The organism is Roseovarius sp. 10, assembly GCF_033100315.1.
Taxonomy (GTDB): domain Bacteria; phylum Pseudomonadota; class Alphaproteobacteria; order Rhodobacterales; family Rhodobacteraceae; genus M30B80.
The window spans coordinates 1,272,615-1,298,191 of record NZ_JAWLVH010000001.1 but is presented as its reverse complement, the minus strand read 5'-3'; the positions used below and the strand labels follow the sequence as shown (position 1 = coordinate 1,298,191).

Here is a 25,577-nt window from a genome sequence, read left to right as displayed (position 1 = left end):
CGCTTAGAACAGCCCCTCAACCTCGCCTGCATCATTCAGGCGGATATTCTCCGCACTGGGGACGCGCGGCAGGCCAGGCATGGTCATGATCTCGCCGCAGATCACAACGATAAACCCTGCACCTGCCGAAAGACGCACTTCGCGCACGGGCAAGGAATGGCCTGTTGGTGCGCCGCGGCGGTTTGGATCTGTGGTAAAGCTATATTGTGTTTTTGCCATACAGACGGGCAGGTTTTGATAGCCTGCATCCTCCCATGCTTTGAGTTGATCACGGATTTTTTGATCCGCCAAAACCTCATCCGCGCGATAAATCCGCTTGGCCACTGTTTCGATTTTTTGGAACAGTGGCATGTCATCGGCATAGAGCGTTTGGAAGGCAGCAGAGCCGCTATCCGCCAATTCCGCCACTCGGGTCGCAAGGTCGGTGATCCCCTTTGATCCTTCTGCCCAGTGGCGGCACAAGATGGCCTCAGATCCCAGTGATTTCACATAGTCCTGAACGGCGGCGACTTCGGCATCCGTGTCGCTGTAGAAATGGTTGATTGCGACAACCACAGGAACACCAAAACCTTTGAGGTTCTCAATGTGGCGACCAAGGTTTGGGCAGCCTTTTTTGACCGCTTCAACATTTTCTGTGCCCAAGTCAGCCTTAGCAACGCCGCCATTCATTTTCATGGCCCGCACAGTGGCAACCAAGACCACGCAATCGGGCGAAAGCCCTGCTTTGCGGCATTTGATATTCATGAATTTTTCAGCGCCCAGATCCGCACCAAAGCCCGCTTCGGTGACCACATAATCCGCCAATTTCAGCGCGGTTTTGGTGGCAATGACCGAGTTACAGCCATGCGCGATATTGGCAAAGGGGCCACCATGCACAAAAGCGGGGTTGTTCTCGAGGGTCTGCACGAGGTTTGGCTGCATGGCATCTTTGAGCAGAACAGTCATTGCGCCATCGGCCTTGATGTCGCGTGCGTAAATCGGGCTGCGGTCACGGCGATAGGCCACGATCATATCGCCCAAACGGCGCTGCAAATCCGCCAAATCATCTGCCAAGCACAAGATGGCCATCACTTCGGAGGCCACTGTGATGTCAAACCCGGTCTGCCGTGGGAAGCCGTTGGACACACCGCCAAGCGAGGTCACAACATCGCGCAATGCGCGGTCGTTCATATCGAGAACACGGCGCCAGACCACGCGGCGCTCGTCAATCTGCAGCTCGTTGCCCCAGTAGATATGGTTGTCGATCATCGCAGAGAGCAGGTTATGCGCCGCCGTAATCGCATGAAAATCGCCTGTAAAATGCAGGTTCATTTCTTCCATTGGGACAACTTGCGCCAAGCCACCGCCAGCTGCACCACCCTTCATACCAAAGTTTGGCCCAAGCGAGGCTTCGCGGATACAAATCGCGGCCTTTTTGCCAATTGCACAAAGGCCATCCCCAAGCCCCACCGTGGTGGTGGTTTTGCCTTCGCCCGCAGGGGTGGGGTTGATCGCTGTTACAAGGATCAGCTTGCCATTGTCGCGGCCCTCAAGTCTGTTGATGAAATCCTGAGACACTTTTGCCTTGTCGTGCCCATAGGGCAGCAGCGCCTCATATGGGATTTCCAGCTTTTCGCCGATGTCTTTGATTGGCTGTTTGTTTGCGGCGCGTGCGATTTCGATGTCGGTTTTGAAGGCCATGATGCGCGTGTCCCATTCATAGTTTGGGGTTGAGAAAAAAGGTCGAATTCAGCGCGACTATAGGGAGGCGATTCTGAATCGCGCGGACTGTTTTCGACCTTTTCGCGCCGTGGTGCGCCAGAAGCAGAGCGCGCAGAAATGAAAACACCCCCAGATCGAAACGGATCGGGGGGTGTCTTGTGGTCTAGAAAACCATGGCCGCTTAGGGCGTGGGTTCAGGCTCCATCCCGCCATCGTCATTGCGCGGTTTGCGCGACTTGGTTTTTGGAATCGCGGTGATCGAGGCGCCACCGCCTGTGCCTGTGTCATCCCCATCATCGCCACGGTTCAAAGGTTCGCCCGCGATAACACGGGTGATCTCAGAGCCCGTGAGGGTTTCATATTCAAGCAGACCTTGTGCCAAACGCTCAAGGTCATCGCGCTTTTCGGTCAAAATGCGCTTGGCGGTCTCATAACCTTGATCCACCAATTCCTTGACCTTGTCGTCAATGACCTTTTGCGTGGCCGCCGAATGGTTCGTGCCGCCGCCATAAGAGCCCAAATAAGATTGCTGCTCATTGGCGTAATCGACATAGCCTAGCTCTTCAGCATAGCCAAATTGCGTGACCATGGCGCGCGCAATGCGGCTGACCTGTTGAATGTCAGAGGCCGCCCCAGAGGTGACGTTCTCTTTGCCAAATACCAACTCCTCAGCCACACGGCCCCCCATCGCCATTGCGATTTTCGAGGTGTATTTTGTGTAGCTGACGGACAGTTGATCGCGTTCAGGCAGGGAGAGAACTAAACCCAAGGCACGACCGCGCGGGATGATTGTCGCTTTGTGAATTGGATCGTGCTGCGGCACGTTCAATCCAACCACCGCGTGGCCCGCTTCGTGATAGGCGGTAAGGCGTTTTTCATCCTCAGTCAACACCATTGAGCGGCGTTCAGCCCCCATCATCACCTTGTCTTTGGCATTCTCGAAATCTTCCATCGTGACAAAGCGGCGATTGACGCGGGCCGCCATCAAAGCGGCTTCATTCACCAAATTGGCCAAATCAGCGCCCGAAAAGCCTGGCGTGCCCCGTGCGATGATTCGCAGATCGACATTCGGGCCAAGAGGCACTTTGCGCGCATGAACGCCCAAGATTTTTTCACGTCCCTTGATGTCTGGGTTGGGCACCTGCACCTGACGGTCGAAACGACCTGGACGCAGAAGGGCAGGGTCAAGAACATCGGGGCGGTTGGTCGCCGCTACGATGATAATACCCTCGTTGGCCTCGAAGCCGTCCATCTCAACCAGAAGCTGGTTCAAGGTTTGCTCGCGTTCGTCATTGCCGCCGCCATAGCCAACACCGCGCGAGCGCCCGACCGCGTCAATCTCGTCAATAAAGACGATACAAGGCGCGTTCTTTTTGGCCTGCTCAAACATATCGCGCACGCGGCTTGCGCCGACACCCACGAACATCTCGACAAAGTCAGAGCCAGAGATGGTGAAGAAGGGCACACCCGCCTCGCCAGCGATGGCGCGTGCAAGCAAGGTCTTACCCGTTCCAGGAGGGCCGACAAGCAGCGCGCCCTTGGGGATCTTGCCACCAAGCTTGCTGAATTTCTGCGGATTCCTTAGGAATTCAACGATTTCTTCCAATTCTTCCTTGGCTTCATCAATCCCCGCAACATCGTCAAAGGTGACGCGGCCATGCTTCTCGGTCAGCAGTTTCGCCTTGGATTTTCCAAAACCCATTGCCCCGCCACGACCGCCGCCTTGCATGCGATTCATGAAGAAAATCCAGATCCCGATGAGAACTAGAACGGGCAACCACAGCGACAAAATGGACATGAATCCCGATTGCTCCTGTGGGCGCACTTCGACCCGCACCCCTTGGTCAATCAAGGCGGTGGCGATGTCACTGTCCGCAGGACGGGTGGTTTCAAATGTGCCCTCCGAAGTGGTGAACTGCACCGCTTCGCCATCTATCGTTGCCGTGCTCACCGAGCCTTGTTCGACTTGAGAGATGAAATCAGAATAAGCCACTGATCGGGCATTGACCGATGACTGGTTGCCGCTGAACAGATTGAACAGCGCAAGGATCAACAAAAACAAAATGACCCAAAAGGCGATATTACGAGCATTGCCCAAGAGAATTCTCCTCGCTTTCGCGGCAGCCGCGCCACATGCGCGCTTGCGTTCCCTCTAAGATAAGGAAGCTTTGGCTGACTTCAATGCGATAATATGGATCGGTGGAACTCTGCCGATGGATCATATTGCGGCGCGCATAGTCCCTCGCGCGCCAAATAGGGCACGGCAACCAAGGCTTGGCCCGCCCAAAGCGCGGGATAAGACTGAAACGCGGCCTTTGGCAAACCCTTTGGCAACTCAAGCGCAGCAAGGCTTTGCGCGCCCAAGGGGCGGATCACCGCCTCGCCCAAACGGCGCCCTTTGATGCGCCACCGCCCGTCCCATGCTGACGCCCCATCTGCAGGGCATTCATAATCGGCCACTGCGCGCAATTCACGCACCAAGATCAGCGCATCATCTTGCACAAAACTTTGCGCCCCTTGAAGCGTTGCCCCGCGCCCCGCATATGCGGCTTCTGCCAAGGCCTCTAAGCTGCTGAGGCGGGGCCTGTAGGGGGCTTGGGTCAAGCACCCAATCCCATGTGCCAAGAGGCGCAATTGGGTTTCTTCTTCAATCCGTTCAAGGCGCGTCAGGTCAAACCGCAGAATGCCTGGATAGGGCTCGGTGACAACATCGCGGGCCACATCCGCCGCGCGCGCCCAAAGTGCAACGCTGGCGCGGGCCATGTGGTCTGCCGTGCGCGTGAGAGTGTCGACATCAAGACCAATTTCGGCCAGATCGCGCATCGCCTTGCGCGTGCGCACGCGCAGATAATCTTCGTTATCGTTTGAGGGGTCATCAATCCATTGCATCCCGCGCGCTTGCAGGGCCGCACGCAGATCAGCGCGGGACGCCCAAAGGATTGGGCGAATAACCGGGGCAGCCCCTGCCGCATCTGCGGCCTTATGCGAGAGCGGCAAGGCTTTCATCGCGGCCAACCCCTCAACGCCCGATCCGCGCGATAGGCGCATCAAAAAGGTTTCGGCCTGATCATCACGGGTATGGCCCACAAGGATCGCGCCAATTTCAGGCCGTTTGCGTCTGCGCCATTCTTGAACAAGACTATAGCGCGCAGCGCGCGCGGCGGCCTGTAAGTTGCCCACGCCATCCCATTTCCATTGCAAGGTGACGTGATCAATCCCAAGATCATGCGCGATTTTCGCCACCCCTTCCGCCTCGGCGGCGCTTTCGGGGCGTAGTCCGTGATCCACAGTAATCGCAATCAGCGTCACGGGGCCATTGTCAGGGTCTTGGCGCATCTCTGCGGCCCAGTCATGGGCCAGCATCATCAAGGCAAGGCTATCGCTGCCACCTGAAACCATGATGGCCAAAACTGGCGGTAAAGGCGCGGGGCATAGCCGCGCCATCTCACTGTGAAATTTATCGCTCAGGCTCAATTGCACGCAAGCGCCGCGCGCGTTGCTTCGGCAGTCGCAATTTCGCTGCGTGCCTCTGGATAGCGCGTAGCGACCTCCGACAGCGTGATACAGGCTTCCTCAATTTGGCCCAATTCGCCTAAGGATTGCCCAAGGCGGGCCAAGGCCGCAGGCGCGCGCGCGCCATCGGGGCTGCCTGAGAAACTGTCAAGAAAGGCACGGGCTGCACGGCTCCAAGCCCCTTGCTGGACTTCGGCCTCACCGCGCAGGAAATGTGCTTCGCCCGATAATGGGCCGCCCGGATAAGTTTCTGCGAAGCGGCTAAAGGCTTGCGCGGCCTCTGCCCAATTGCCCGCATCATAGGCCGCAAGGGCGCGGTCAAAATCCGATTGTTCGGCAACGGCCAATTGCGGGCCATCGCTGGCCCCGCCGGTGCTTGGCGCGGGCGCAAGGGTGCTGCCTTGGCCCAAGGGCGTGCCTGTGTCCCCACTGGGGGCAACACCGCCCAAGGAGGGCGTATCGCCCAGCGTTGCGATATCGCAGTCAGGTTCCAATTCACACAGGCGGAATTCCAGATCACCAATGCGGTTGGTGCCGTCCCCCACAATCGCCTCGATGCGCAATTGCAGCGTTTCGGTTGCGGCGGTCATACGGCGCAATTCCGCCTCAATGGCATCAAGCCGCGAAAGCGGGTTCGCCGTTCCTGCGGGCAGGCTTGGCCCGCCCGTTGTTGAGAGCTCAAGCCTGAGGCGCTGTATCTCGAAGTAAAGCACCGATAGCTCTTGCCGAATATCGGCAAGGCTTTGGGCTTGGTCAGTTTGGGCAAAGGCCGCTTGGGGGGGCATGCCGCCCCCAAGGCCAATGACCATAACCCCGCAGATCAGCGCCCGCTTGAGCATATCGTTTAGGCCCCCGCACCAGCGGCAATCACCGTCACCGCGCGGCGGTTGCGGCTATAGCACGCTTCGTTCGAGCAAATCTCAATCGGGCGCTCTTTACCATAAGAGATGGTCGACAGACGATTGGGCGCGACCCCACGGCTGATCAGATATTCCTGTGCCGATGCCGCGCGGCGCGCGCCAAGCGCAAGGTTATACTCGCGCGTGCCTTGTTCATCCGCGTGACCCTCGATAATCGCGGTGTAGTTTGGGTTGCTCAACAGCCAGTTTGCCTGTTGGTCTAGGGTCGCAATTGCCTCAGCCGACAGGTTCGATTGATCGACCGCAAAGAACACGCGGTCACCAATGGTTTGGTTGAAATATTCGGGGCTTGCAGGGTCGTAATTCCCGCCTGCGCCAGCGCCATATTGGCCACTTGCACCATTGCCGCCAAGCCCTGCTTGCGAACAGGCTGCAAGACCAAGCATCGCAACCATCAAAGTTGATTTTACCAAAAGTTTCATCGTTTACATTCCTAAGACAGGGGGCAGGTCATTCCACCCCGATTGTGGGCACCGCTTTGGCCCTGTGTAACATGTCCAAAGCGCGTTGTGAATCGGGCATAATGATTTGGCCAATCACGTGCGGGTTATTGCAACAGCGGCGACCAAGCGGGATCGGACGCCATTCCTGGTGTCGCGACACGCTGAAGGTTGCGCCCCGAAATATCGACCGAATAAAGCGCAGGCGCCCCATTTGTGCCTGCAGTTTCGCGGGTGAACATAACCACGCGCCCATTCGGCGCCCAAGTTGGCCCTTCATCAAGGAAAGACGCTGTCAAAAGACGCTCTTCGCTGCCATCAATGCGCATCACGCCGATATGGAACCGCCCTGCCTCTTGTTTGGTGAAGGCGATATAGTCGCCGCGCGGGCTCCAGACGGGGGTGCCATAACGACCACTGCCGCGGCTGATACGCTGCGCAGGGCCACCCGTGGCAGGCATGATGTAAAGCTGCTGGTTGCCAGAGCGGTCGCTTTCAAATACGACTTGGCTGCCATCTGGTGAAAAGCTTGGCGCCGTTTCAATCGAAGGCGCTTCGGTCAAACGTGTCTGCGTGCCCGTGACCAAATCAAGCATATAAATATCGCTATTTCCGCCCCGTTCGACCGAAAACACAACGCGCTGCCCGTCAGGGGAATAGCGCGGGGCAAAGGTCATGGTTCCAGGAAGATCGGCCAAAGGACGGTGGGTCACGCTCGCAATATCCATCTGATAGATGCGCGGTGTGCCACTTTCATAGGATGTATAGAGCAAGCTGCGCCCATCTGGCGAAAAGCGGGGCGCAAGAACAATCGCGCTGCTATCTGTTAGATATTGAACATTTGCGCCGTCATAATCCATCAGGGCCAGACGCTTGAGCCGCGCGTTTTTGGGGCCTTCCTCGTTTATGAAGGCCACGCGTGTGTCGAAATATCCGCTTTCGCCTGTAATGCGGCTATAGACTTGATCTGCCACCCGATGCGCCATGCGCCGCCATGTTTCGGGCGTTGCCACGAATTGCAGCCCATCCCCGAGTGGCAGTTGCGAGAACACATCAAAAAGCCGAAAACGCACAACCATCTGCCCCTCTGGGGTGCGGCCCACCGAGCCCGTGATCAGGGCTTGGGCATTGATGGCTTGCCAGTCGGCAAATTGCACGGGGCTGTCAAAACTGGTGATTGTGGAAATATGGGCCTCGGCTGGGATTTCGCGAAACAGGCCTGTGCCACGCAGATCGGCGGCAATCACCCGCGTGATATCTTGGGCGGCATCAGCCATATCAGGCGTGTCCGCGATAAAGACGGGCAGGGCAAAGGGGAGCGGCTCAATCACACCTTCGGTGATCTCAATGCGCAAAGGCCCGCCTGCACCTTGGGCCCATGCGGGTAGGCTGCTTGCGCCAAGCGCAAGGCACAGCCCCAAGCCGCGAAAAACTGTAATCAACTGCGCCTTCATCTCAGCCTCATCTGTTCAGGGTTGAAGACCATCTCGATGGTTTGCCATTGGTCGTATTTTTCCGGGGGCAGGTTAAACCCGTTTGCGCCACAGCGCAAAATTGCACGGCGTCCTGCTTCAAATGCTTGGGAGACCGATGCATCCGAGCCACCAGAACTGTCGATCATTCGGATAGACCCCGCATCTGGCCGCCCATCTTGGCCCAAGGTGACCGAGATGGTGACAATTGTGCGCTGCGCTTCGGAGGATAGCGCGCCCACATTCCAACAGGCGCGCACATCGGCGATCAAACCATCCACCTCGCCACTGCTGAGGGGCGGGCCAGAGGGGACGGAGGGTGTCGCAGGGGCGCTGACCGCATCTGCAACCGCCGCCGCAATCGCATCAGCGAGCGGGTCAGCAGGTTCAGGCGCGGGTTCAGGTTCAGGCTGCGGCTCTGGTTCGGGTGTTGGTTCGGGTGTGGGGCGCTGTGGCCGTGCGGTCGGCACTGGTGACGCAATCGGTGCAAGGCTTGCCGCGGGTGTTTCGGCCTCTGTTACGATCTGGGTCGTTGCGGCTTCGGGGGCTTGGGCCACCTCTTGTTCAACGGGTGTTTCACTTTGCGTATCAGGCTCAGGGGTTGCCTCGACAACAGTCGGCGCGATTTCGGCATCAGGCGGCGGTGCGGGCGCGGGTGTTGGTGCCACGCGCGGCGCGGCCTCAGGTGTTGGCGTGTCTGACGGGGGCGCATCCTCCGCACCCAAAGGGGGCGCGCTGATTTCTGGGGGCTGTGGTTGCACCTCGGGTTGCGGTGCGGGGTCTGGCGTTGGCTCTGGCGCAGGTTCGGGCGCAGGTGGCAGGCTCGCCGCTTGGGTGAGTTCCTCAAATTCAGCGGTTGAGATGATTTGAACGCCCGTCACCTGAAAATCGGTTTCCGTGTTGCGGTGAAACAAAATATCTCCAAACGCCACCCATAAGAGCAGCGCGATGTGCAGCCCAGCCGAGACATAAAGCTCCCGCCGCATCAAACTTACCCCTCAGGCCCGCTGCCCGCCGCGCCATCCAGCGCAGGCCCGCCCGCATCGGTCACAAGGCCAATTTCGCGAAAGCCGCCCGCATTCAGCGCGCCCATGATTTGCATCACTTGCTCATAGGAAATCGCGCCATCCGCGCGTAGGAAAATGCGCGTGCTGTCGCGCTCACCTGCAATGGCCAACAGCCGCGTGACCAGTTCATCCCGCGAAACTTCGGTGGTTTGGATCATCACCCGCCCATCGGGGGCGATGGTTACAGTGAGCGGTTCTTCTTCCTCACTCGGCAGGGCTTCTGCGGCAGTGTCTGGCAGGTTAATCGGCACACCAACAGTCATCAACGGGGCGGCCACCATAAAGATGATCAAAAGGCACAACATCACGTCCACGAAAGGCGTGACGTTGATTTCGGACATGGCGCGGCTGCTGCCCGCCCGTCTGCGGCCGCGTCTGCGACCGCCGCCCGATTTTTGCGCAACCGAGGCCCCCATCAGTCAAGCTGCCTTGACAGGAGGGTGGAGAACTCATCTGCAAAGCTCTCATAGCCTGCAATGATCCGATCTGAGTCGGACGACAGTTTGTTGTAGAAAATCACGGCAGGGATCGCGGCCAATAGGCCAAGACCTGTAGCCAGTAGGGCCTCGGCAATACCAGGCGCCACAACGGCAAGGGATGTGTTGCCAGAAATCGCGATTTCTTGGAAGGATCGCATGATCCCCCAAACTGTGCCAAAGAGGCCAACAAATGGTGCCGTTGCGCCTGTTGTGGCAAGGAAGGTCAAGCCTGCGGTTAGGCGCTCTGCTTCGCGGGCAATCGCCACATCCATTGAGCGATCCACGCGCTGCTGCACTCCAGGGATGAGCGCGCCATCGTCACGCAGCGAGTTGCGCCATTCGGCCATGCCCGCCACAAAGACACGTTCCGCGGCTGATTGCGGGCTTTCGGCGATTTGATCATAGAGCAAATCAAGCGGCTGACCCGACCAAAACGCTGCGTCAAAATCCGCTGTGTTTTGCCTTGCGCGGCGATAAATCCGAAATTTGTTAATCGTGATCGCCCAGACCCAAACTGAGGCCACGATCAGTGCGATCATCACGGCCTGCACAATAAAGGATGCGCGGAAAAACAGCGCCATGAGGGTGAAATCAGCCTCTTGCGCCATGCTAAGCGTTGTAGCGTCCATGCCCGTTCTTTCTATTTGCCTCGATGCCCGACCTTGCCTTTTGGGCAAAGCACCCCCAAATCGGCGCCGTTCTTTTTGCGGCACTCAGTATGGGGTCACATTCCCCTATATCAGGTTCAAAATCACTTGGGAATGGGCGCGCGCTCAAGCCCGCGTGATTGGCAAATCCTTGCGCTCAGGGCTTAGCAGAATTTCGACAGCATTTCGGGCGGCAGTTTCGCCACGCCGCCTTGACCATTGATGGTGGCGAGGGTGACTTTGGCGGCAAAGATCACGGTGCCTGCGCGCATGACATCTTGGCTCAATTCCAAGCGCACAGGGCTTGCGCGCAGAATTTTGGTTTCAACCACCAATTCATCATCGAATTTTGCGGGCGCGCGGTAATCAGCCTCAACGCGGCGCACGGCAAATACGATATCTTGGGTGGCCTTTAGCGCCGCTTGATCAATGCCAAGGTCGCGCACCATCTCGCTGCGGGCGCGCTCGATGAATTTTAGGTAATTGGCATAATAGACGATCCCCGCCAGATCGGTATCTTCGTAATAAACACGGATGGGCCAGTGATGCGTCATGCTCAATTTCTATGCTCCAAGACAGCCACCCGTGCCGCCATGCGTAGGCCATGCGTGCTGTCTTGCGCACAGACGGGCATCACAGGATCATAGCCTGCACGAATAATCGCTGCAATTTCAGGTTTCAGGCGCGCCGCGCCATCCGTCCCTGCGGCCAGTGGGGAGTGCCCTAGAAAGGCTTGATCCGACCAAAGTAAAATCGTCTGCACCGCTTGTGACAGCGCGATGGTATCGGCGGGCAGACGCGATAAATCCGCATCCATGCGCACAAAAACAAAGGCCGCTTTGATGCCACCATCGGCATCAAACCGAAATGCGCGATATTGATTGGCATCTACCGATTTGAGCCGCGCAATGATCTCGGCCAAATCGGGCAGCAGGCGATCCATATTGGGTGTGGCAAGCACCTCGTCCCAATCACGGATGAAAAACATCATGAAATTCGCGCCCAGTTCGGGATCTGTCTCGGCCATCTGGTGGCCGGCGAGTGCGACAACCGCCTCAAGCGCGCCCTTGACGATGGACACGGTCGCATCCTCAACCCCAAACACTACAGGGGCGATAGGCCGACCCCAACGGGCGAAGAGATAGCTGCCATCAGCGCGGGTGAAATAGGGTGTGACTGCATCTTGGGTCATAGGCCACGGGATTAGCGGCTTGGGGGCTGTGGTTCAATCCCCTCAACTGATCTCAAGCCTGCCAGTTTGATCCGTTATCTCGCCAATAACCCATCCGGTGTGGCCTGTGGCCTGAAGTCCCGCTTGCACCTCTGGCAGGGCGGTTTGGGGCAAGGCTGCCAAAAGCCCGCCTGCGGTTTGAGGATCAAATAACAAATCGGCGTGCGGGCCCGATGTGGTGCCCCGTATTTGCCCCAAAAGATGCGCGCGGGTTTGCGGGTAGAGGGTCGATTGAAACCCCGCTGCCGCCAAATGAAGCGCGCCTTGATAGAGAGGAATTCGATCAAGCCAAATCTGCGCCCCCACGCCCGAGGCGCGGGCGATATTCATGATATGGCCTGCAAGGCCGAACCCCGTCACATCGGTCATGGCGCAGGCATGGGGGGCGAGAATATCCGCCACCGCCCCCTGCGGTGTCGTAAGCCCCTGATAAAGCCGCGCAATGTCGCGGCCCTTTGCCAATCCTTGCATCTCTGCCGCCAGAAGAACCCCTGTGCCAATGGGTTTGGTCAGGATCAGCGCATCCCCTGCTTGCGCCCCCGTAAGTCCGATTGCGCGATCTGCAACAAGACCTGTGACTGTGAACCCGATGCTCAGTTCCGCCCCCGCCGCACTATGGCCGCCGATAATATCGGCCCCTGCCGCTGACATCACCTCGGCGGCGGCTGACATGATTTCGGTCAACCAAGCACTTTGCAGCGGTTCTGATAAGGGGGGCAGGGTGATCATTGCCAAGGCCGATTGCGGGGCGGCCCCCATGGCCCAAATGTCGCCAAGTGCGTGAATGGCAGTGATGCGCGCCATCACTGCAGGGTCATTGCAAAACGCGCGCAGATGATCTGTGCTGATCACTTGGCGCGCGCCGCCCATATGCAGCACCGCCGCATCATCCCCCCGCCCAATCTCAATGTCTTTGCGGTGGGTTGGGGGTGGGGGCAGGGCGGCCTCAAGCGCGGCTTGGCCCAGTTTCGCGCCACAGCCGCCGCATTGCGGTTTTGGCCCCATGGCCTCGATTATGCCAAGTGCGTGGTCTTGTGGCGGTTGCGGTCGTGCCGCCATCTCAGGCAACTGCGTCAGCTGTTGCATGAACTTGCGATCAATTTGGTCTTTCCACGTCCACAGAAAGGGAAAGGATGCAGCCACCCTCCCGCGCGTGGCAATGGCCCGCTTATCGCCCAAGGAAATCAGCTTGAGATAATGGCGTTGCGGCTGGTAGGTGCGCAAACTGCGCCCCATCGCAGCCGCGCGCAGATTGTGAAACAGGGGCTTTGCCGCGCGCACCGCATAAACGCCCGCCTTACTGCGGGGGGCATGATCAAAATGCGCGCAATCCCCTGTCGCGAAAATATCGGGGTCTGTCACGCTGCGCAGATCGGCGCCCACGCGGATGAACCCATCTTTCAGGGCAAGCCCTGTCTGTGCCAGCCACGGATGCGCCCGCGCGCCTGCCGCGCCAAGGATCAAATCAAAGGGCAGCGGAGGCTCATCCCGCAGATGGATCATTTGCGCGGTGATCTCGGTGATCTCAACGCCCTCGCGCAGGGTAATATTTTGGGTGCGCAAGTCTTGTCGCAAAAGCCGTGCCGCGCGCGAAGGCAATTCTTGCAACGCTTGTGCCCGCTCAAATATCGTCACCTCGGGCTTGCGCCCTGTGGCGCGCAGGCGGTGCGCCACGGCCATGGCGACCTCACCCCCCGCAATTCCGCCGCCGATAAGGGCGATGCGCGCAGGATTGGGCGCTTGGTTTAGAAAGCCCTCCCATGCGGCTGCAAACCCCTCGAGAGGTTTGACGGGCAAAGCATGATCTGCAAAGCCTGCTAAGGCGGGCATATCAGTCGTAATGCCAATATCAATCGACATTATGTCATAGGAAATAGACCTGCCCCCCGCGAGATGCAGGCGTTTTTCCGCTCGATCAATCCCAATGGCGGGGGCAAGGATGAGGCGGGCATTGGCGAAACGGGCAAGGCGAACCAGATCAATCTCGATTTCGTCTTGTTGGTAATGCCCTGCAATCGCACCGGGCAGCATCCCTGAATAGGCCGCCGTTGGGTTTGGCGAGACAAGGGTCAAGCGTGCACCCGCAAGTGGCTGCATCCCCCACATGCGCGCGACCAGCGCGTGACTATGCCCGCCCCCCACAAGCACAATTTCGCGGGTCACGGGCCAAGCGGTGGGGGTCATGATCCTTGACCCCTAAACGGATCATCTGGATACCCCACGCCCGTCAAGATTAATCCATCTGGCGGTGCAACAGGGCCGCAGGCGGCCCGATCGCGCGCCTCTAGGCTGATGCGCACATCGTCAGGCGCCCATGATCCCGCCCCAACCCGCTCAAGCGTGCCGACAATCGAGCGCACTTGATTATGCAGGAACGAGCGCGCGCGCAGGTGAAATTGAAATTCGACCGCATCGCCGCGCGCGAAGGCCTCAATCCGTATCTCATCAAGGGTTTTGATGGGTGATTTTGCCTGACAGATAGAGGCACGGAAGGTTGTGAAATCATGCTTGCCGATCAAATGGCGCGCGGCTTCTTGCATGGCGGCAAGATCAAGGGGCTGCTTGACGGCCCATGCCTGCCCCACATCAAGGGTCAAGGGCGCGCGGCGGTTGATCAGCCGATAGGTATAGCGCCGTTCAACTGCGGAAAACCGCGCGTGCCAATCCTCTGACACGGGCGCACAGGCCACAATCGCCACGGGCAAGGGTTTCAAATGATAATTCAGCGCCTCGGACAGGCGAAAGGGCTGCCATTCTTGGGCCATGTCGCATTGGGCAACCTGACCCGTGGCATGAACGCCCGCATCTGTGCGCCCTGCCGCAGCGATGGAGGGCACATCCGCCTCAAGCTGTGCAAGCGCAGCCTCAATCGCACCCTGCACTGAGGGTTGATCAGCCTGACGTTGCCACCCCGCAAAGGGGCGACCATCATATTCGACTTTGAGCGCATAACGGGCCATGGCTTTGGCTAGCGGAAACGCGCGCGCCATGCAATTGCCCATAACCCCCTATCCATGGCGGCTTTGGCATCCTATCTTTGCGCAAGGCATCAGATGGGGGCAGGCCAAGCGTGATATCATCTTTGGGCGATATGCTGCGTGACAGCGTGGAGGGCACGGGCGAAGCATTGACGCGCGCCTTTTCAGACCCAAGCCTGCGCTTGGGGGTGACAGGGCTGTCTCGCGCGGGAAAGACGGTGTTTATCACCTCTCTCGTGGCCAATTTGATGGAGCGGGGCCGCATGGCGGCATTCTCGCCCGAGCGCGAAGGTCGGATTGAAGCGGCCTATCTGCAGCCACAACCCGATGATACAGTCGCGCGATTTGATTACGAAAGCCATCTCGCCGCGATGACGGGGCCAGAGGCGCATTGGCCGATTGGCACGCGCAGCGTTTCGCAATTGCGCTTGTCCTTGCGCGTCACGCCAAAATCACGGCTTGCGCGTCTGACGGGTCCACGCCGCTTGCATTTGGATATCACTGACTATCCGGGTGAATGGTTGCTGGATTTGGGACTGTTGACGCAAAGCTACGCGCAATGGTCTAAGGCCAGCTTGGCGCAGATTTCCGCCAAGGCGCAGAACTTGGTCGAAGCACGAGATTTCTTGGCGATGGCCACCGAAGCCGTGGCTGAGACGCGCCATGATGAGATGCAGGCCTCGGCCCTTGCGCAAAGTTTTACCGCCTATCTGCACGCGGCGCGCGCGGCGGGGTTTAGCCAATTGACCCCTGGTCGCTTTATCCTGCCGGGCGAATTGCAGGGCAGCCCCGCGCTGACCTTTTGCCCCTTGCCGATTGAGGCCCTGAGGCGTGGCACAATCGCGCGCGAGGCCGCGCGGCGCTTTGAGGCCTATAAATCGCAAATCGTGAGGCCGTTCTTTCGCGCGCATTTTGCGCGCATTGATCGTCAGGTGGTTTTGGTGGATCTGCTCAGCGCCATGCAAGGTGGGCCTGAGGTCTTAGAAGATCTGCGACAGGCAATGGCGGGTATTTTGTCGGTGTTCCGCCACGGCGCGAATGGCCCTTTGGCAGCACTCTTGGGGCAAAAAACCGATCGCATCCTTTTTGCCGCGACCAAGGCAGATTACCTGCATCAATCCCAGCATCAGGCCTATGCCAATCTTCTTGAGGCTTTGGTGCAAGAGGCCAAACAGCGCGCCGATTATCGGGGGGCGAAAACGCGGGCTATGGCGATTGCAGGCCTGCGCAGCACCGTTGAGGAAAGCCGCGTTCTAGACGGGGCCGAGGTTGATCTGGTGCGGGGCCGTGTTGGGCAATCTAATCAGATGCGCGCCCTTTATGCGGGGCACTTGCCCGACCATCCCGACCATATCCTTGCCCCTGCACGCGAAGGCGCGCGGGATTGGTCGGATCATGAATTCGCGGTGACAGATTTCGCCCCGCCGATATCAAGCCTGCGCGCGGGGCTTGGCCCCCCGCATATTCGCCTTGATGCGGCGGCGGAATTTCTTTTGGCAGATCGTATGGGGTGAAAGTTTCAATTGCCAAGCCTAGCCCTTCGGGCCTATGGCAAAGTCTATGAAGCTCGTGCCCCTTTCTGAAACCTCACATTTGCCGCGCTGGCAGCGCCCGCAGGTTCTTTTGTTCCTGATGGCCTTTGCGATGCCTGTGGCCTTTGCCACATGGTCTGCATTGCTCAATAATTTTGTGATTGAGGCGGCAGGGTTTGACGGGGCCGATATAGGATGGCTGCATTCAGTGCGCGAAATTCCTGGGTTTCTCGCGATTGGCGTGATCGCCTTATTGCTTGTGATCCGCGAGCAAAAATTGGCGATTGTGTCCTTGGTTATGTTGGGTCTGGCCACGGCGCTGACCTCGCAATTCCCCTCCTTGGGGGGATTGTTGATCGTAACCCTGATCTCCTCCATCGGGTTCCATTATTACGAGACAGTCAACCAGTCGCTGCAATTGCAATGGATCGACAAAAAGCGCGCGCCACAGACCATTGGTTGGCTGATGTCGATGGGGTCTTTGGCCACGCTTTTGGCCTATGGGTTAATCGTGCTGACATGGCGTGCTTATGATTTGAGCTATGACTTGGTCTATGGCGTGGCAGGTGGCTTTACCGCCTTGGTTGCAGTGATTGCATTTTTCGCCTTCCCCCAATTCGAGGGCCCAACCCCGCAGAACCGCAAAATGATCCTGCGCCGCCGCTATTGGCTCTATTATGCGCTGCAATTCATGTCGGGCGCGCGGCGGCAGATTTTCGTGGTCTTTGCAGGCTTCATGATGGTCGAGCGCTATGGCTTTGCCGTGCATGAGATCACCGCGCTGTTCATGGTCACATTGGTCGCCAATATGATCGCAGCCCCGCTATTGGGTCGTGCTGTTGCCTTTTTTGGGGAACGTGCGGCCTTGATGTTTGAATATGCGGGATTGTTCGTGATTTTCTTACTTTATGCGGGCCTCTATCATTTTGATTGGGGCGTGGGTATGGCGGCGGTGCTCTATGTCGGCAACCATATCTTTTTCGCGTTGGCCCTCGCCATCAAAACCTATTTTCAGAAAATCGCAGATCCCGCTGATATTGCGCCTACGGCCGCTGTGGCCTTCACCATCAACCATATCGCTGCGGTGTTCTTGCCTGCGATCTTGGGGTATATCTGGCTGACCTCGCCGATTGCGGTGTTCCTGCTTGCATCAGGGATGGCTGCCACATCTTTCGCCTTATCGCTTTTGGTGCCGCGTCATCCAGAGGCGGGGAATGAAACCTTACTTGCGCGGCGCGGTTTACCCGTGGCTGCGCCCATCACCACCGTGATCAAATAGGGTGCTTATGACGACCTTTACCGCCTTTACCACATTGCCTGCTAAATCCGCCGCCGAAGCCTTAGGTGAGGCTATAGAGGCCCTTGATCCCGCGCCCTATGGCGTAGGGGTTTTTGAGATCGAAGATGGCTCTGGCCGGTGGGAGGTGGGCGGCTATTTCCTTGATGCCCCTGATGAAATCGGATTGGCGCTTTTGGCGGCATCGCATGGCGCGCGGGAATTTGTCGTTTCAGAATTGCCCGAAACTGATTGGGTCGCGCAGGTGCGCCGTGAATTGCACCCTGTGCGCGCGGGGCGGTTTTATCTTTACGGCAGCCATGATGCCGATACAGTTCCAAACGATGCCGTGCCCTTGCTGATTGAGGCCGCAATGGCCTTTGGCACAGGGCATCACGGCACCACCTCTGGATGTTTGATTGCCTTTGATCGCCTGCTCACTGAGGGCCATGTTTTCAAAAATGTGGTTGATATTGGTTGTGGCACGGCGGTCTTGGCCTTGGCTGCCGCCCGGGTCTTTCCGCAGACTGTTCTGGCCTCGGATATTGATGAGATCGCGGTTGATGTCGCCCGTGTAAACGCCCAAGCAAATGACCTCGCAGATCGGATCGAGGCTGTGCAAGCCGCAGGGTTTGATCATCCCACCCTTGCAGCCCGTGCGCCCTTTGATTTGATCTTTGCCAATATCCTAAAGGGGCCACTGATCGAACTGGCCCCCGATATGGCGCGTCATGCCGCGCAGGGCGGCTATGTGATCTTGTCGGGCCTTTTGTTGGAGCAGGCTGAGGACGTCACTGCCGCCTATCTGGCGGCAGGGTTCGAGCGGGTTTATGCGTCCGAGCATGGGGAGTGGGCGGCGCTGACACTGCGTTATCTGGGGTGATTGGCACGCCCCGCTTGTTGAATGTTCTTGTTTCGTGCTATTGATGGGCTAAGCTGACGCAAAGAACCACAAAGGGCGAGCAGGCCATGCGTATCATCGGTATTGACCCAGGGCTTCGCTATCTTGGGTGGGGCGTAATCGAGGCGGATGGCCCGCGCCTACGCCATATATCAAATGGCGTTGTCGAAGGGGTGGGCGATGATCTCGCCCCGCGTCTTTTGGCGCTATATGATGGATTAATCGCCGTCCTTGCCGAATTTGCACCAGATTGTGCGGCGGTCGAACAGACCTTCGTCAATCGTGATGGGGCGGCCACGTTGAAATTGGGGCAGGCGCGTGGTGTTGCGATGTTGGCCCCTGCCAAGGCAGGCTTGCCTGTGGCTGAATATGCGCCAAACACAGTAAAGAAAACCGTGGTTGGGGTGGGGCACGCGCATAAAGATCAGATTGGACATATGGTGCGCCTGCAATTGCCCGGATGCGCGCCAAAATCCCCTGATGCTGCTGACGCTTTGGCGATTGCGATATGTCATGCCCATCATGCGCAATCGCAAAGGCGGATCATGAATGCAGTGGGGGCAAGCCTGTGATCGGGAAATTGACAGGTCGCGTGGATTACCGCGCCAGTGACCATGTGCTTTTGGATGTCGGCGGCGTGGGCTATGTGGTTCATTGCTCAGAACGCACTCTTGCGAACCTGCCGAATGCGGGGCAAGTGGCAAGCCTTTACACCGAACTTCTGGTGCGCGAAGACCTTTTGCAGCTTTTTGGGTTTTTAACCCCCTATGATCGTGAGTGGCATCGTTTGCTGGTGTCTGTTCAGGGCGTGGGGGCCAAAGCTGCGATGGCAATCTCAGGCGCGCTTGGCACAGAGGCCTTGGCCCGCGCCATTGCGATTGGGGATTGGGGCGCGGTCAAAGCGGCCCCTGGTGTGGGCCCGAAATTGGCGCAGCGCGTGGTCAATGAACTAAAGGATAAAGGCCCCGCTTTGATGGCGATGGGCGGTAGTCTGGCCCATGATTTGACGCAGAATGCCCCTGCGCCCGTGGTGGACGGCCCGCAGGGGCCTGTATCCACCCCTGCGGAACCGCCGCCGCCTGCAACCGCGCAGGCCGATGCGCAAAGTCAGGCTGAGGCAATTTCAGCCCTGACCAATTTGGGCTATGGCCCTTCTGACGCGGCAAGTGCGGTTGCGCGCGCGGCAGATGAGGCCGACACGACCCCTGCGCTGATCCGCGCGGCACTGCGCCTTTTGGCCCCGAAGGAGTGATATGAGCACGCCTGATCCAACATTGCGCCCCGATCCGCACCCGCAGGATGATCTGCGCGAAGATCGCGCTTTGCGTCCTGAACTTCTGACCGAGTTTATTGGTCAGGCCGAAGCGCGGGCAAATTTGCGGGTGTTTATCGAAAGTGCCCGCAAGCGCGGTGAGGCGATGGATCATGTGCTGTTTCATGGCCCCCCCGGCTTGGGCAAGACCACCTTGGCGCAAATTATGGCGCGCGAATTGGGGGTGAATTTTCGCATGACCTCTGGCCCCGTTTTGGCAAAAGCGGGGGATTTGGCCGCGATCCTCACCAATCTTGAGCCGCGTGATGTTTTGTTTATTGACGAAATTCACCGCCTGAACCCCGCAGTCGAAGAGGTGCTCTATCCCGCGATGGAGGATTTTGCACTGGATCTGGTCATAGGTGAGGGGCCTGCCGCGCGATCTGTGCGCATCGAATTGCAGCCCTTTACCTTGATCGGGGCCACTACCCGCTTGGGGCTGTTGACCACACCCTTGCGGGATCGGTTCGGCATTCCCACGCGTCTGGTTTATTATGACACGCCCGAGTTGGAGCAGATTGTGACCCGTGGTGCGCGCCTGATGGGCGCCCCTGCGGATGAGGAAGGCGCGCGCGAGATCGCCAAGCGTGCGCGCGGCACCCCGCGCATTGCAGGCCGCTTATTGCGCCGCGTGGTCGATTTCGCCGTGGTCGAGGGGGATGGCCGCGTAACGGCGGCGATTGCAGATCGCGCTCTGACACGGCTTGGGGTCGATAAGCTTGGGCTTGACGGGGCAGATCGGCGGTATTTGCGCCTAATTGCGGAGTCTTATGGCGGCGGCCCTGTTGGGATTGAAACGCTTGCAGCCGCCCTTTCCGAAAGCCGCGATGCGCTCGAAGAGGTGGTTGAACCCTATCTCTTGCAGCAAGGTCTGATCGCGCGCAGCCCGCGGGGGCGGATGCTGACGCAATCGGCCTTTGCGCATCTAGGGCTGCCCGTTCCTACCCCGCCTGCGCAAACGGGGCTTTTTGAATGATCAGCCAAATTTCTCGGCCCATGTGGGCAGGGGATCATGCGCGGCAGGGGTGGCTTCAAAGACCGCGCGGGCAATCGCGCGGCTCAGACACAGGGCAGCTGCATTTCCCAAATGTAGCGTGTCCATCAGCGGATCACGCAGCGGCTGCGCGCCCGTTGCAGCTGCAAAGACCAAATCCCCATCCATCGGCGTATGCGCGGGGTAAATCGCGCGCGCCATGCCATCATGCGCGGCGGTGGCCATGCGGGTGGCTTGCGCTTGGGTTAATGCAGCATCTGTCGCCACAATCGCGATGGTGGTTGCCCCGTCCCGATGCCCTTTGACCAAGGGGCGTGCGGATGGATCGAACGCCCCTGTCCCAAGCGCCCCTGTTCCAAGCGCCCCTGTCCCAAGCCCGCCAAATTCTGCACCCAATTCAAATGGGGCTGCCCAGAATTGAGGGCCATCGCCCATAGTCACGCGGCCCAATGCGTTGACAGCGACCAGAGCGCCCACCGTGATCCCGTCAAAGGTGACCGAGGCTGAGCCAAGCCCACCCTTGAGGTCAGCGGTCAGCGCCCCTGTTCCTGCGCCCACTGTCCCAAGGACAAAATCAGGGGATGCTGCCTCAAACGCCGCACGTCCCAAGGCAGGATAGGGGTTCTGACCCCATGCTTTGTCACCGCCATTGATCAGATCGAAGAGAATTGCGGCGGGCACGATTGGCACAAGCTGATCGCCAACGGCGAAGCCGCGCCCCGCGGCCCGCAAGCCATCCATCACACCTGAGGCCGCATCAAGGCCAAAGGCAGACCCGCCCGCGAGAACCAGTGCATCCACCTCCTGCACCAATCGCTCAGGCGATAAGAGCGCCGTTTCTCGCGTGCCAGGCGCACCGCCCATGATATGCACCCCTGCCACAAAGGGGCGCTCGGCTGTCAGAACAGTGACCCCTGTTTTGATCACGTCATCCTGAGCGTGGCCGACATATAGGCCCGCGACATCGGTGATTAAGTTTTTCGCGCCTTTCTCAAACATCGCCATCCCCTTAGATGCAGCGCCCGCCATCAACCTCCAAGGCGGCACCTGTGATCATTGAGGCTTCATCCGAGCACAGGAAGCAGGCAGCATTGCCCATATCCTCGGGCGTGGAAAACCGGCCCAAGGGGATGGTTGATAGAAATTTTTCCCGCATTTCGGGCGTGTCCTCGCCCATAAAACTGGACAACAGCGGGGTTTCCCCCGCCACAGGGCATAGCGCGTTGACGCGGATACCTTGCGGGGCGAGTTCTACCGCCATCGCCTTGGTTGCGGTGATCATCCAGCCCTTGGAGGCATTATACCAATTCAGCTTGGGGCGTGGGCTGAGGCCCGCAGTTGAAGCAATATTGAGGATGGCGCCCGCTTTTGCAGTTTTCATATGCGGAACGATTTCACGGGCCATCAGATAAACAGATTTCGCATTCACCGCGAGGACGCGGTCGAACATCTCCTCGGTAACATCTTCCATCATCTGCGGCAGATGGGTGATGCCCGCATTGTTCACAACAATATCAATACGCCCCCACGCGGAAAGCGCAGATTGGGCGAGGGCGGCCACGCTCTCGCCCTTGGCGACATCGGTTTCATGGGCAAGGCTGCCCGTGGCCTGGGCCATGTCATGGGCTGCCGCGCCATTGAGATCGGCAATCATCACCTCGGCCCCTTCGGCGCGGAATTTGCGCACGATCCCTGCGCCAAATCCCGATGCGCCGCCTGTTACAATTGCGGTTTTTCCTGCAAGCCTCATGAAACTGTCCCTTTCTTTGGGGCCGCGTCCAAGCGGGGCGCGGTGTTGAGTAAGTTTTGTGTATAAGGATGTCTGGGGCCAGATAGAATTTGGGGCGCTGGCCCCTGTTCGACAATCACCCCATTTTCCATCACCGCAATAGTGTCGGCCATATGGGCCACAACCGTGAGATCGTGGGTGATGAAAATATACGAAAGCTGCAATTCCTGTTGCAGTGATTTTAGCAAATCCAAAACCCGTGCGCGCACGGAGACATCAAGGGCAGAAACAGCCTCATCAAGCACCACGATATCGGGTCGCGTGATCAGCGCGCGGGCAATGGCAATGCGTTGTCTTTGCCCGCCTGAGAATTGATGCGGGTATTTTTGCGCATCCTGAGGCGAAAGCCCGACCTGCTCAAGTGCAGTCGCAACGCGAGATGTGACCTCATTAGATGGGACATTTTGCAGATCAAGCGGTTCCGCGATCACGCGCCCCACCCGCCAACGGGGGTCAAAGCTGCCATAGGGGTCTTGAAACACAATTGACAGACGTCGCCGATTTTCAAGCGGCATGTTCGGATGCACCTCTGTGCCGTCTAAGACAATCCTCCCTGATTGCGCGGCCTCTAGCCCCAAAATGGCACGGGCGAGCGTGGATTTTCCGCATCCAGAGCCCCCTACGATCCCCAAACATTCCCCTCGCCTAAGGGTAAGATTTGCATCACGCACCGCAACGAAGGGTTCAGATTTGCGCAAGCCTAGGCGTTTGGGCGGATAGATGCGACTGACGCCTTCCACGGATAAGAGTGTCTCGCCTGTCAGGGGTTCGGTCTCTTTTGGGGCGGGGCGGGCGGCGGATAAGAGCGCCTTGGTGTAAGGGTCGCGCGGGCGGGACAAAAGCCGCTTTGTCTCGCCTTTTTCAATGATGCGGCCTTGGTTCATCACCGCCACCTCATCAGCCATCGAGGCCACAACGGCCAGATCATGCGTGATCAGCAAAAGCGCCATGCCATCCTCGGCAACGAGGGTTTTCAAAAGTGCTAAAATCCCCTGTTGTGTGGTGACATCAAGCGCGGTTGTCGCCTCGTCCGCGATTAAAACATCGGGCGCTGCCGCGATCGCAGCGGCAATGGCCACGCGCTGCCTTTGTCCGCCAGACAGCTCATGCGGATAACGATCAAGCGCGATCTGCGCCAAGCCAACCCGATCTAAAACGGTGCGCGCCTGCGCCATTGCGGCCCGCCGATTGGGGGTGATGCGATGCACCATAAGGGTTTCGGCGACCTGTGCGCCGATTTGCATAACGGGGTTCAGCGCGGTCATGGGTTCTTGGAAAATCATCCCAATCCTTCGACCGCGCAACTGGCACATTTTTTGATCTGACAGGCCCAAGAGACTGTCAGTGCCATTGAGCAGAACCGAACCCTGCGCGCAGCATCCTTGGGGCAATAGGCCCATAATCGCCAGCGCCGTCATCGATTTACCTGATCCAGATTCCCCAACCAACGCCGTGATCCGATGCGCGGCGAGCGTCAGGGAAAGATCAGAAACCAATGCACCCTCGTCATGGGTGATTGTCAGGTTCTTCAGTTCAAGGCGGGGCGAAGCGGTCATTTCAGGGCGCGCTCCAGTCTTGGGTCAAGGTGATCGCGCAGCCCATCCCCCGCCAAGTTCAAGCCAAGAACCAAGGCCATGATGCAGGCCCCGGGAAGAATGGCCAGCATCGGATGGGTGTAGATCATGGTTTGCGCCTCGGCCAACATGCGGCCCCAACTGGGGGTTGGCGGTTGCGCCCCAAGCCCAACATAGGAGAGCGCTGCCTCAGCCAGAATCCCAAGGCTGAATTGGATCGTGGCCTGCACGATGATCAGGTTCAGAATATTGGGCAAGATATGTTCAAGGCTGATCCTAAACTTGGATTTTCCCGCCACACGCGCGGCAAGGATGTAATCCAATGTCCAAAGTGGCAGCGCCCCTGCACGGGTCACGCGGGCAAAGACGGGGATATTGAAAATGCCAATTGCAAGGATCGCGTTAAACGCTGAGGGGCCGTAGGTTGCAGTGATCAGAATGGCGATCACCAACGCGGGAAAGGCAAAGATCAGATCATTGCCCCGCATAATCAGTTCATCGCCAAAGCGCCCATGCTGTGCGGCTGCCAGCAGACCCAAAGGCACGCCAATGCCTGCCCCAATGCCAATGGCCGCCACCGCCACCGCAATAGAGGTTTGCGCGCCCACCATCAGCAAAGATAGGACATCGCGCCCGAATTGATCCGTGCCAAGCAGATAGGTGGCGCTTGGCCCTTGCAGGCGATTGGCAATCGCAAGGCTTGTGACCTCATGGGGCACCCAGAGGAGGCTAAGGGAGGCGAGAGCAAGGAAAAACAGGCTGATCGCACCGCCAATGATCAAGGATCGCTGCACCTTCATCTGCGCAGCCTAGGATCAAGGGCGGCATAGGCCAGATCAACCAAAAAGGTTACAAGGATCACGGCGAACACAAGCAGCATAGTGACCGACTCGACCACGATCAAATCGCGTTGGGTGATGCCCTGAAAGATCAGGCGACCAAGCCCAGGAAGAAAGAAAACATTTTCGATGATAATGGCGCCCGCAAGAAGAAACGAGAATTGAAGGCCTAAGATCGTCATCACGGGAATGCCTGCATTGCGCAAGGCATGACGCCATAGGGTTTGCCTGCGGCTTAGGCCCTTGGCGCGGGCGGTGCGGATATAGTCTTGCTCTAATGTCTCTAAGAGGGCCGAACGCAAAACCCGCGCCAAAATGGCCGCCTGCGGCAGGGCCAAGGCGAAGGCGGGCAGCGTGAGCGAGGCGAGCCCCGCCCCAAAGCTGTCCCATCCCGCAAATCCACCCGCCGACACCCATTGTAATTGTATCGCGAACAGCAGCACCAACAGCATTGCAAACCAGAAATTGGGGATCGCAATGCCGATTTGCGCAGCCGCCATCACCCCAAGATCGGGCCATGCGCCGCGCTTGGCCGCGGCCAGCACCCCCACAGGGATCGCGAGGGCAGTTGACAGGATCAGCGCGTAAATGGCCAAGGGCAGTGAAACGGCAAGCCTATCTTGGATCAAATCGGCTACGGGCACGCGATAGGTGTAGGATAGGCCAAAATCTCCCTGCACCATGCCCCCGACCCATGCCAGATATCGGGGCAGAAGCCCCCCATCGAGGCCCAGTTCCGCCCGAAGGTTTGCAACCGCCTCGTCTGTGGCATTTAGGCCAAGCATGAAACTGGCAGGATCACCGGGGATCACCTCAATGAGGCAAAAGATAACCACGCTTGCCACGGCAAGGCTAAGGATCATCGCAAGCGCCCGATTGAGAAAATAGCTCAACATGGCAAAACCTTAGCCC

The 25,577-nt window shown here is 58.5% G+C and carries 24 protein-coding genes; 6 read left to right on the top strand and 18 right to left on the bottom strand.

Annotated features, from left to right (window positions below; translation table 11 throughout):
- Positions 1–3: 3 nt before the first annotated feature.
- The 13 genes from RYZ18_RS06555 to truA form a co-directional block, all read right to left on the bottom strand.
- Positions 4–1,680 carry a formate--tetrahydrofolate ligase gene (locus RYZ18_RS06555; RefSeq protein ID WP_317655628.1) on the bottom strand — a complete coding sequence of 559 codons (1,677 nt, stop codon included), beginning with the start codon at positions 1,678–1,680 and terminating at the stop codon, positions 4–6.
- Between the two features lie 202 nt (positions 1,681–1,882).
- On the bottom strand, positions 1,883–3,799 hold the full coding sequence (gene ftsH, locus RYZ18_RS06550; protein ID WP_317655627.1) for an ATP-dependent zinc metalloprotease FtsH: 1,917 nt from the start codon (positions 3,797–3,799) through the stop codon (positions 1,883–1,885).
- A gap of 80 nt (positions 3,800–3,879) precedes the next feature.
- Positions 3,880–5,181, bottom strand: a complete 1,302-nt coding sequence (gene tilS, locus RYZ18_RS06545) for a tRNA lysidine(34) synthetase TilS (RefSeq protein WP_317655626.1) — start codon at positions 5,179–5,181, stop codon at positions 3,880–3,882.
- Positions 5,172–6,053: a tol-pal system protein YbgF gene (gene ybgF, locus RYZ18_RS06540; protein WP_317655625.1), complete on the bottom strand. Its 882-nt coding sequence runs from the start codon at positions 6,051–6,053 to the stop codon at positions 5,172–5,174. Before ybgF ends, tilS begins: the two co-directional genes overlap by 10 nt.
- 5 nt (positions 6,054–6,058) lie before the next feature.
- On the bottom strand, positions 6,059–6,556 hold the full coding sequence (pal, locus tag RYZ18_RS06535) for a peptidoglycan-associated lipoprotein Pal (protein WP_317655623.1): 498 nt from the start codon (positions 6,554–6,556) through the stop codon (positions 6,059–6,061).
- A gap of 125 nt (positions 6,557–6,681) precedes the next feature.
- On the bottom strand, positions 6,682–8,028 hold the full coding sequence (tolB, locus tag RYZ18_RS06530; RefSeq protein WP_411567081.1) for a Tol-Pal system beta propeller repeat protein TolB: 1,347 nt from the start codon (positions 8,026–8,028) through the stop codon (positions 6,682–6,684).
- Positions 8,025–9,032, bottom strand: coding sequence for an energy transducer TonB (locus RYZ18_RS06525; protein WP_317655621.1), 1,008 nt, complete (start codon positions 9,030–9,032; stop codon positions 8,025–8,027). Before RYZ18_RS06525 ends, tolB begins: the two co-directional genes overlap by 4 nt.
- A 5-nt stretch (positions 9,033–9,037) precedes the next feature.
- A complete protein-coding gene (gene tolR, locus RYZ18_RS06520) occupies positions 9,038–9,529 on the bottom strand; it encodes a protein TolR (RefSeq protein ID WP_317655620.1) in 492 nt (163 codons plus the stop codon).
- Entirely contained in the window at positions 9,529–10,221 is a 693-nt protein-coding gene (gene tolQ / locus RYZ18_RS06515) for a protein TolQ (protein WP_317655619.1), read from the bottom strand. The genes tolR and tolQ overlap by 1 nt, the downstream gene beginning before the upstream one ends.
- 182 nt (positions 10,222–10,403) lie before the next feature.
- Positions 10,404–10,793, bottom strand: a complete 390-nt coding sequence (gene ybgC, locus RYZ18_RS06510) for a tol-pal system-associated acyl-CoA thioesterase (protein ID WP_317655618.1) — start codon at positions 10,791–10,793, stop codon at positions 10,404–10,406.
- A gap of 2 nt (positions 10,794–10,795) precedes the next feature.
- Positions 10,796–11,431, bottom strand: coding sequence for a hypothetical protein (locus tag RYZ18_RS06505; protein WP_317655617.1), 636 nt, complete (start codon positions 11,429–11,431; stop codon positions 10,796–10,798).
- Between the two features lie 42 nt (positions 11,432–11,473).
- A complete protein-coding gene (gene selD, locus RYZ18_RS06500; protein ID WP_317655616.1) occupies positions 11,474–13,654 on the bottom strand; it encodes a selenide, water dikinase SelD in 2,181 nt (726 codons plus the stop codon).
- The gene (gene truA, locus RYZ18_RS06495; RefSeq protein ID WP_317655844.1) at positions 13,651–14,430 is read right to left on the bottom strand and encodes a tRNA pseudouridine(38-40) synthase TruA; all 780 of its coding nucleotides are present in this window, start codon (positions 14,428–14,430) and stop codon (positions 13,651–13,653) included. The genes selD and truA overlap by 4 nt, the downstream gene beginning before the upstream one ends.
- Positions 14,431–14,561: 131 nt before the next feature.
- Between truA and RYZ18_RS06490 the strand changes: the two genes are divergently transcribed.
- The 6 genes from RYZ18_RS06490 to ruvB all read left to right on the top strand — a co-directional run bounded on the left by RYZ18_RS06490 (position 14,562) and on the right by ruvB (position 20,445).
- Entirely contained in the window at positions 14,562–15,962 is a 1,401-nt protein-coding gene (locus RYZ18_RS06490; RefSeq protein WP_317655842.1) for a YcjX family protein, read from the top strand.
- A gap of 46 nt (positions 15,963–16,008) precedes the next feature.
- Entirely contained in the window at positions 16,009–17,259 is a 1,251-nt protein-coding gene (locus RYZ18_RS06485; RefSeq protein ID WP_317655615.1) for an MFS transporter, read from the top strand.
- A 7-nt stretch (positions 17,260–17,266) separates the two neighbouring features.
- Positions 17,267–18,139, top strand: coding sequence for a 50S ribosomal protein L11 methyltransferase (locus RYZ18_RS06480; RefSeq protein ID WP_317655614.1), 873 nt, complete (start codon positions 17,267–17,269; stop codon positions 18,137–18,139).
- An 86-nt stretch (positions 18,140–18,225) separates the two neighbouring features.
- Positions 18,226–18,729 carry a crossover junction endodeoxyribonuclease RuvC gene (gene ruvC, locus RYZ18_RS06475; RefSeq protein ID WP_317655613.1) on the top strand — a complete coding sequence of 168 codons (504 nt, stop codon included), beginning with the start codon at positions 18,226–18,228 and terminating at the stop codon, positions 18,727–18,729.
- Positions 18,726–19,409, top strand: coding sequence for a Holliday junction branch migration protein RuvA (gene ruvA, locus RYZ18_RS06470; RefSeq protein ID WP_317655611.1), 684 nt, complete (start codon positions 18,726–18,728; stop codon positions 19,407–19,409). Before ruvC ends, ruvA begins: the two co-directional genes overlap by 4 nt.
- A gap of 1 nt (position 19,410) precedes the next feature.
- Positions 19,411–20,445, top strand: a complete 1,035-nt coding sequence (gene ruvB / locus RYZ18_RS06465; RefSeq protein WP_317655609.1) for a Holliday junction branch migration DNA helicase RuvB — start codon at positions 19,411–19,413, stop codon at positions 20,443–20,445.
- Here ruvB and RYZ18_RS06460 read toward each other — a convergent pair whose 3' ends face one another.
- From RYZ18_RS06460 to RYZ18_RS06440, 5 genes are read right to left on the bottom strand one after another with little or no spacing between them, the layout of a single operon-like run.
- Positions 20,446–21,462, bottom strand: coding sequence for a P1 family peptidase (locus RYZ18_RS06460; RefSeq protein ID WP_317655608.1), 1,017 nt, complete (start codon positions 21,460–21,462; stop codon positions 20,446–20,448).
- 10 nt (positions 21,463–21,472) lie between these two features.
- Positions 21,473–22,213 (bottom strand): SDR family oxidoreductase, encoded by a 741-nt coding sequence (locus RYZ18_RS06455; RefSeq protein ID WP_317655607.1) that lies wholly within the window; start codon positions 22,211–22,213, stop codon positions 21,473–21,475.
- Positions 22,210–23,808, bottom strand: a complete 1,599-nt coding sequence (locus RYZ18_RS06450) for an ABC transporter ATP-binding protein (RefSeq protein ID WP_317655606.1) — start codon at positions 23,806–23,808, stop codon at positions 22,210–22,212. The genes RYZ18_RS06455 and RYZ18_RS06450 overlap by 4 nt, the downstream gene beginning before the upstream one ends.
- Positions 23,805–24,626, bottom strand: coding sequence for an ABC transporter permease (locus RYZ18_RS06445; RefSeq protein WP_411567080.1), 822 nt, complete (start codon positions 24,624–24,626; stop codon positions 23,805–23,807). The genes RYZ18_RS06450 and RYZ18_RS06445 overlap by 4 nt, the downstream gene beginning before the upstream one ends.
- On the bottom strand, positions 24,623–25,561 hold the full coding sequence (locus RYZ18_RS06440) for an ABC transporter permease (protein ID WP_317655605.1): 939 nt from the start codon (positions 25,559–25,561) through the stop codon (positions 24,623–24,625). Before RYZ18_RS06440 ends, RYZ18_RS06445 begins: the two co-directional genes overlap by 4 nt.
- Positions 25,562–25,577 lie beyond the last annotated feature (16 nt).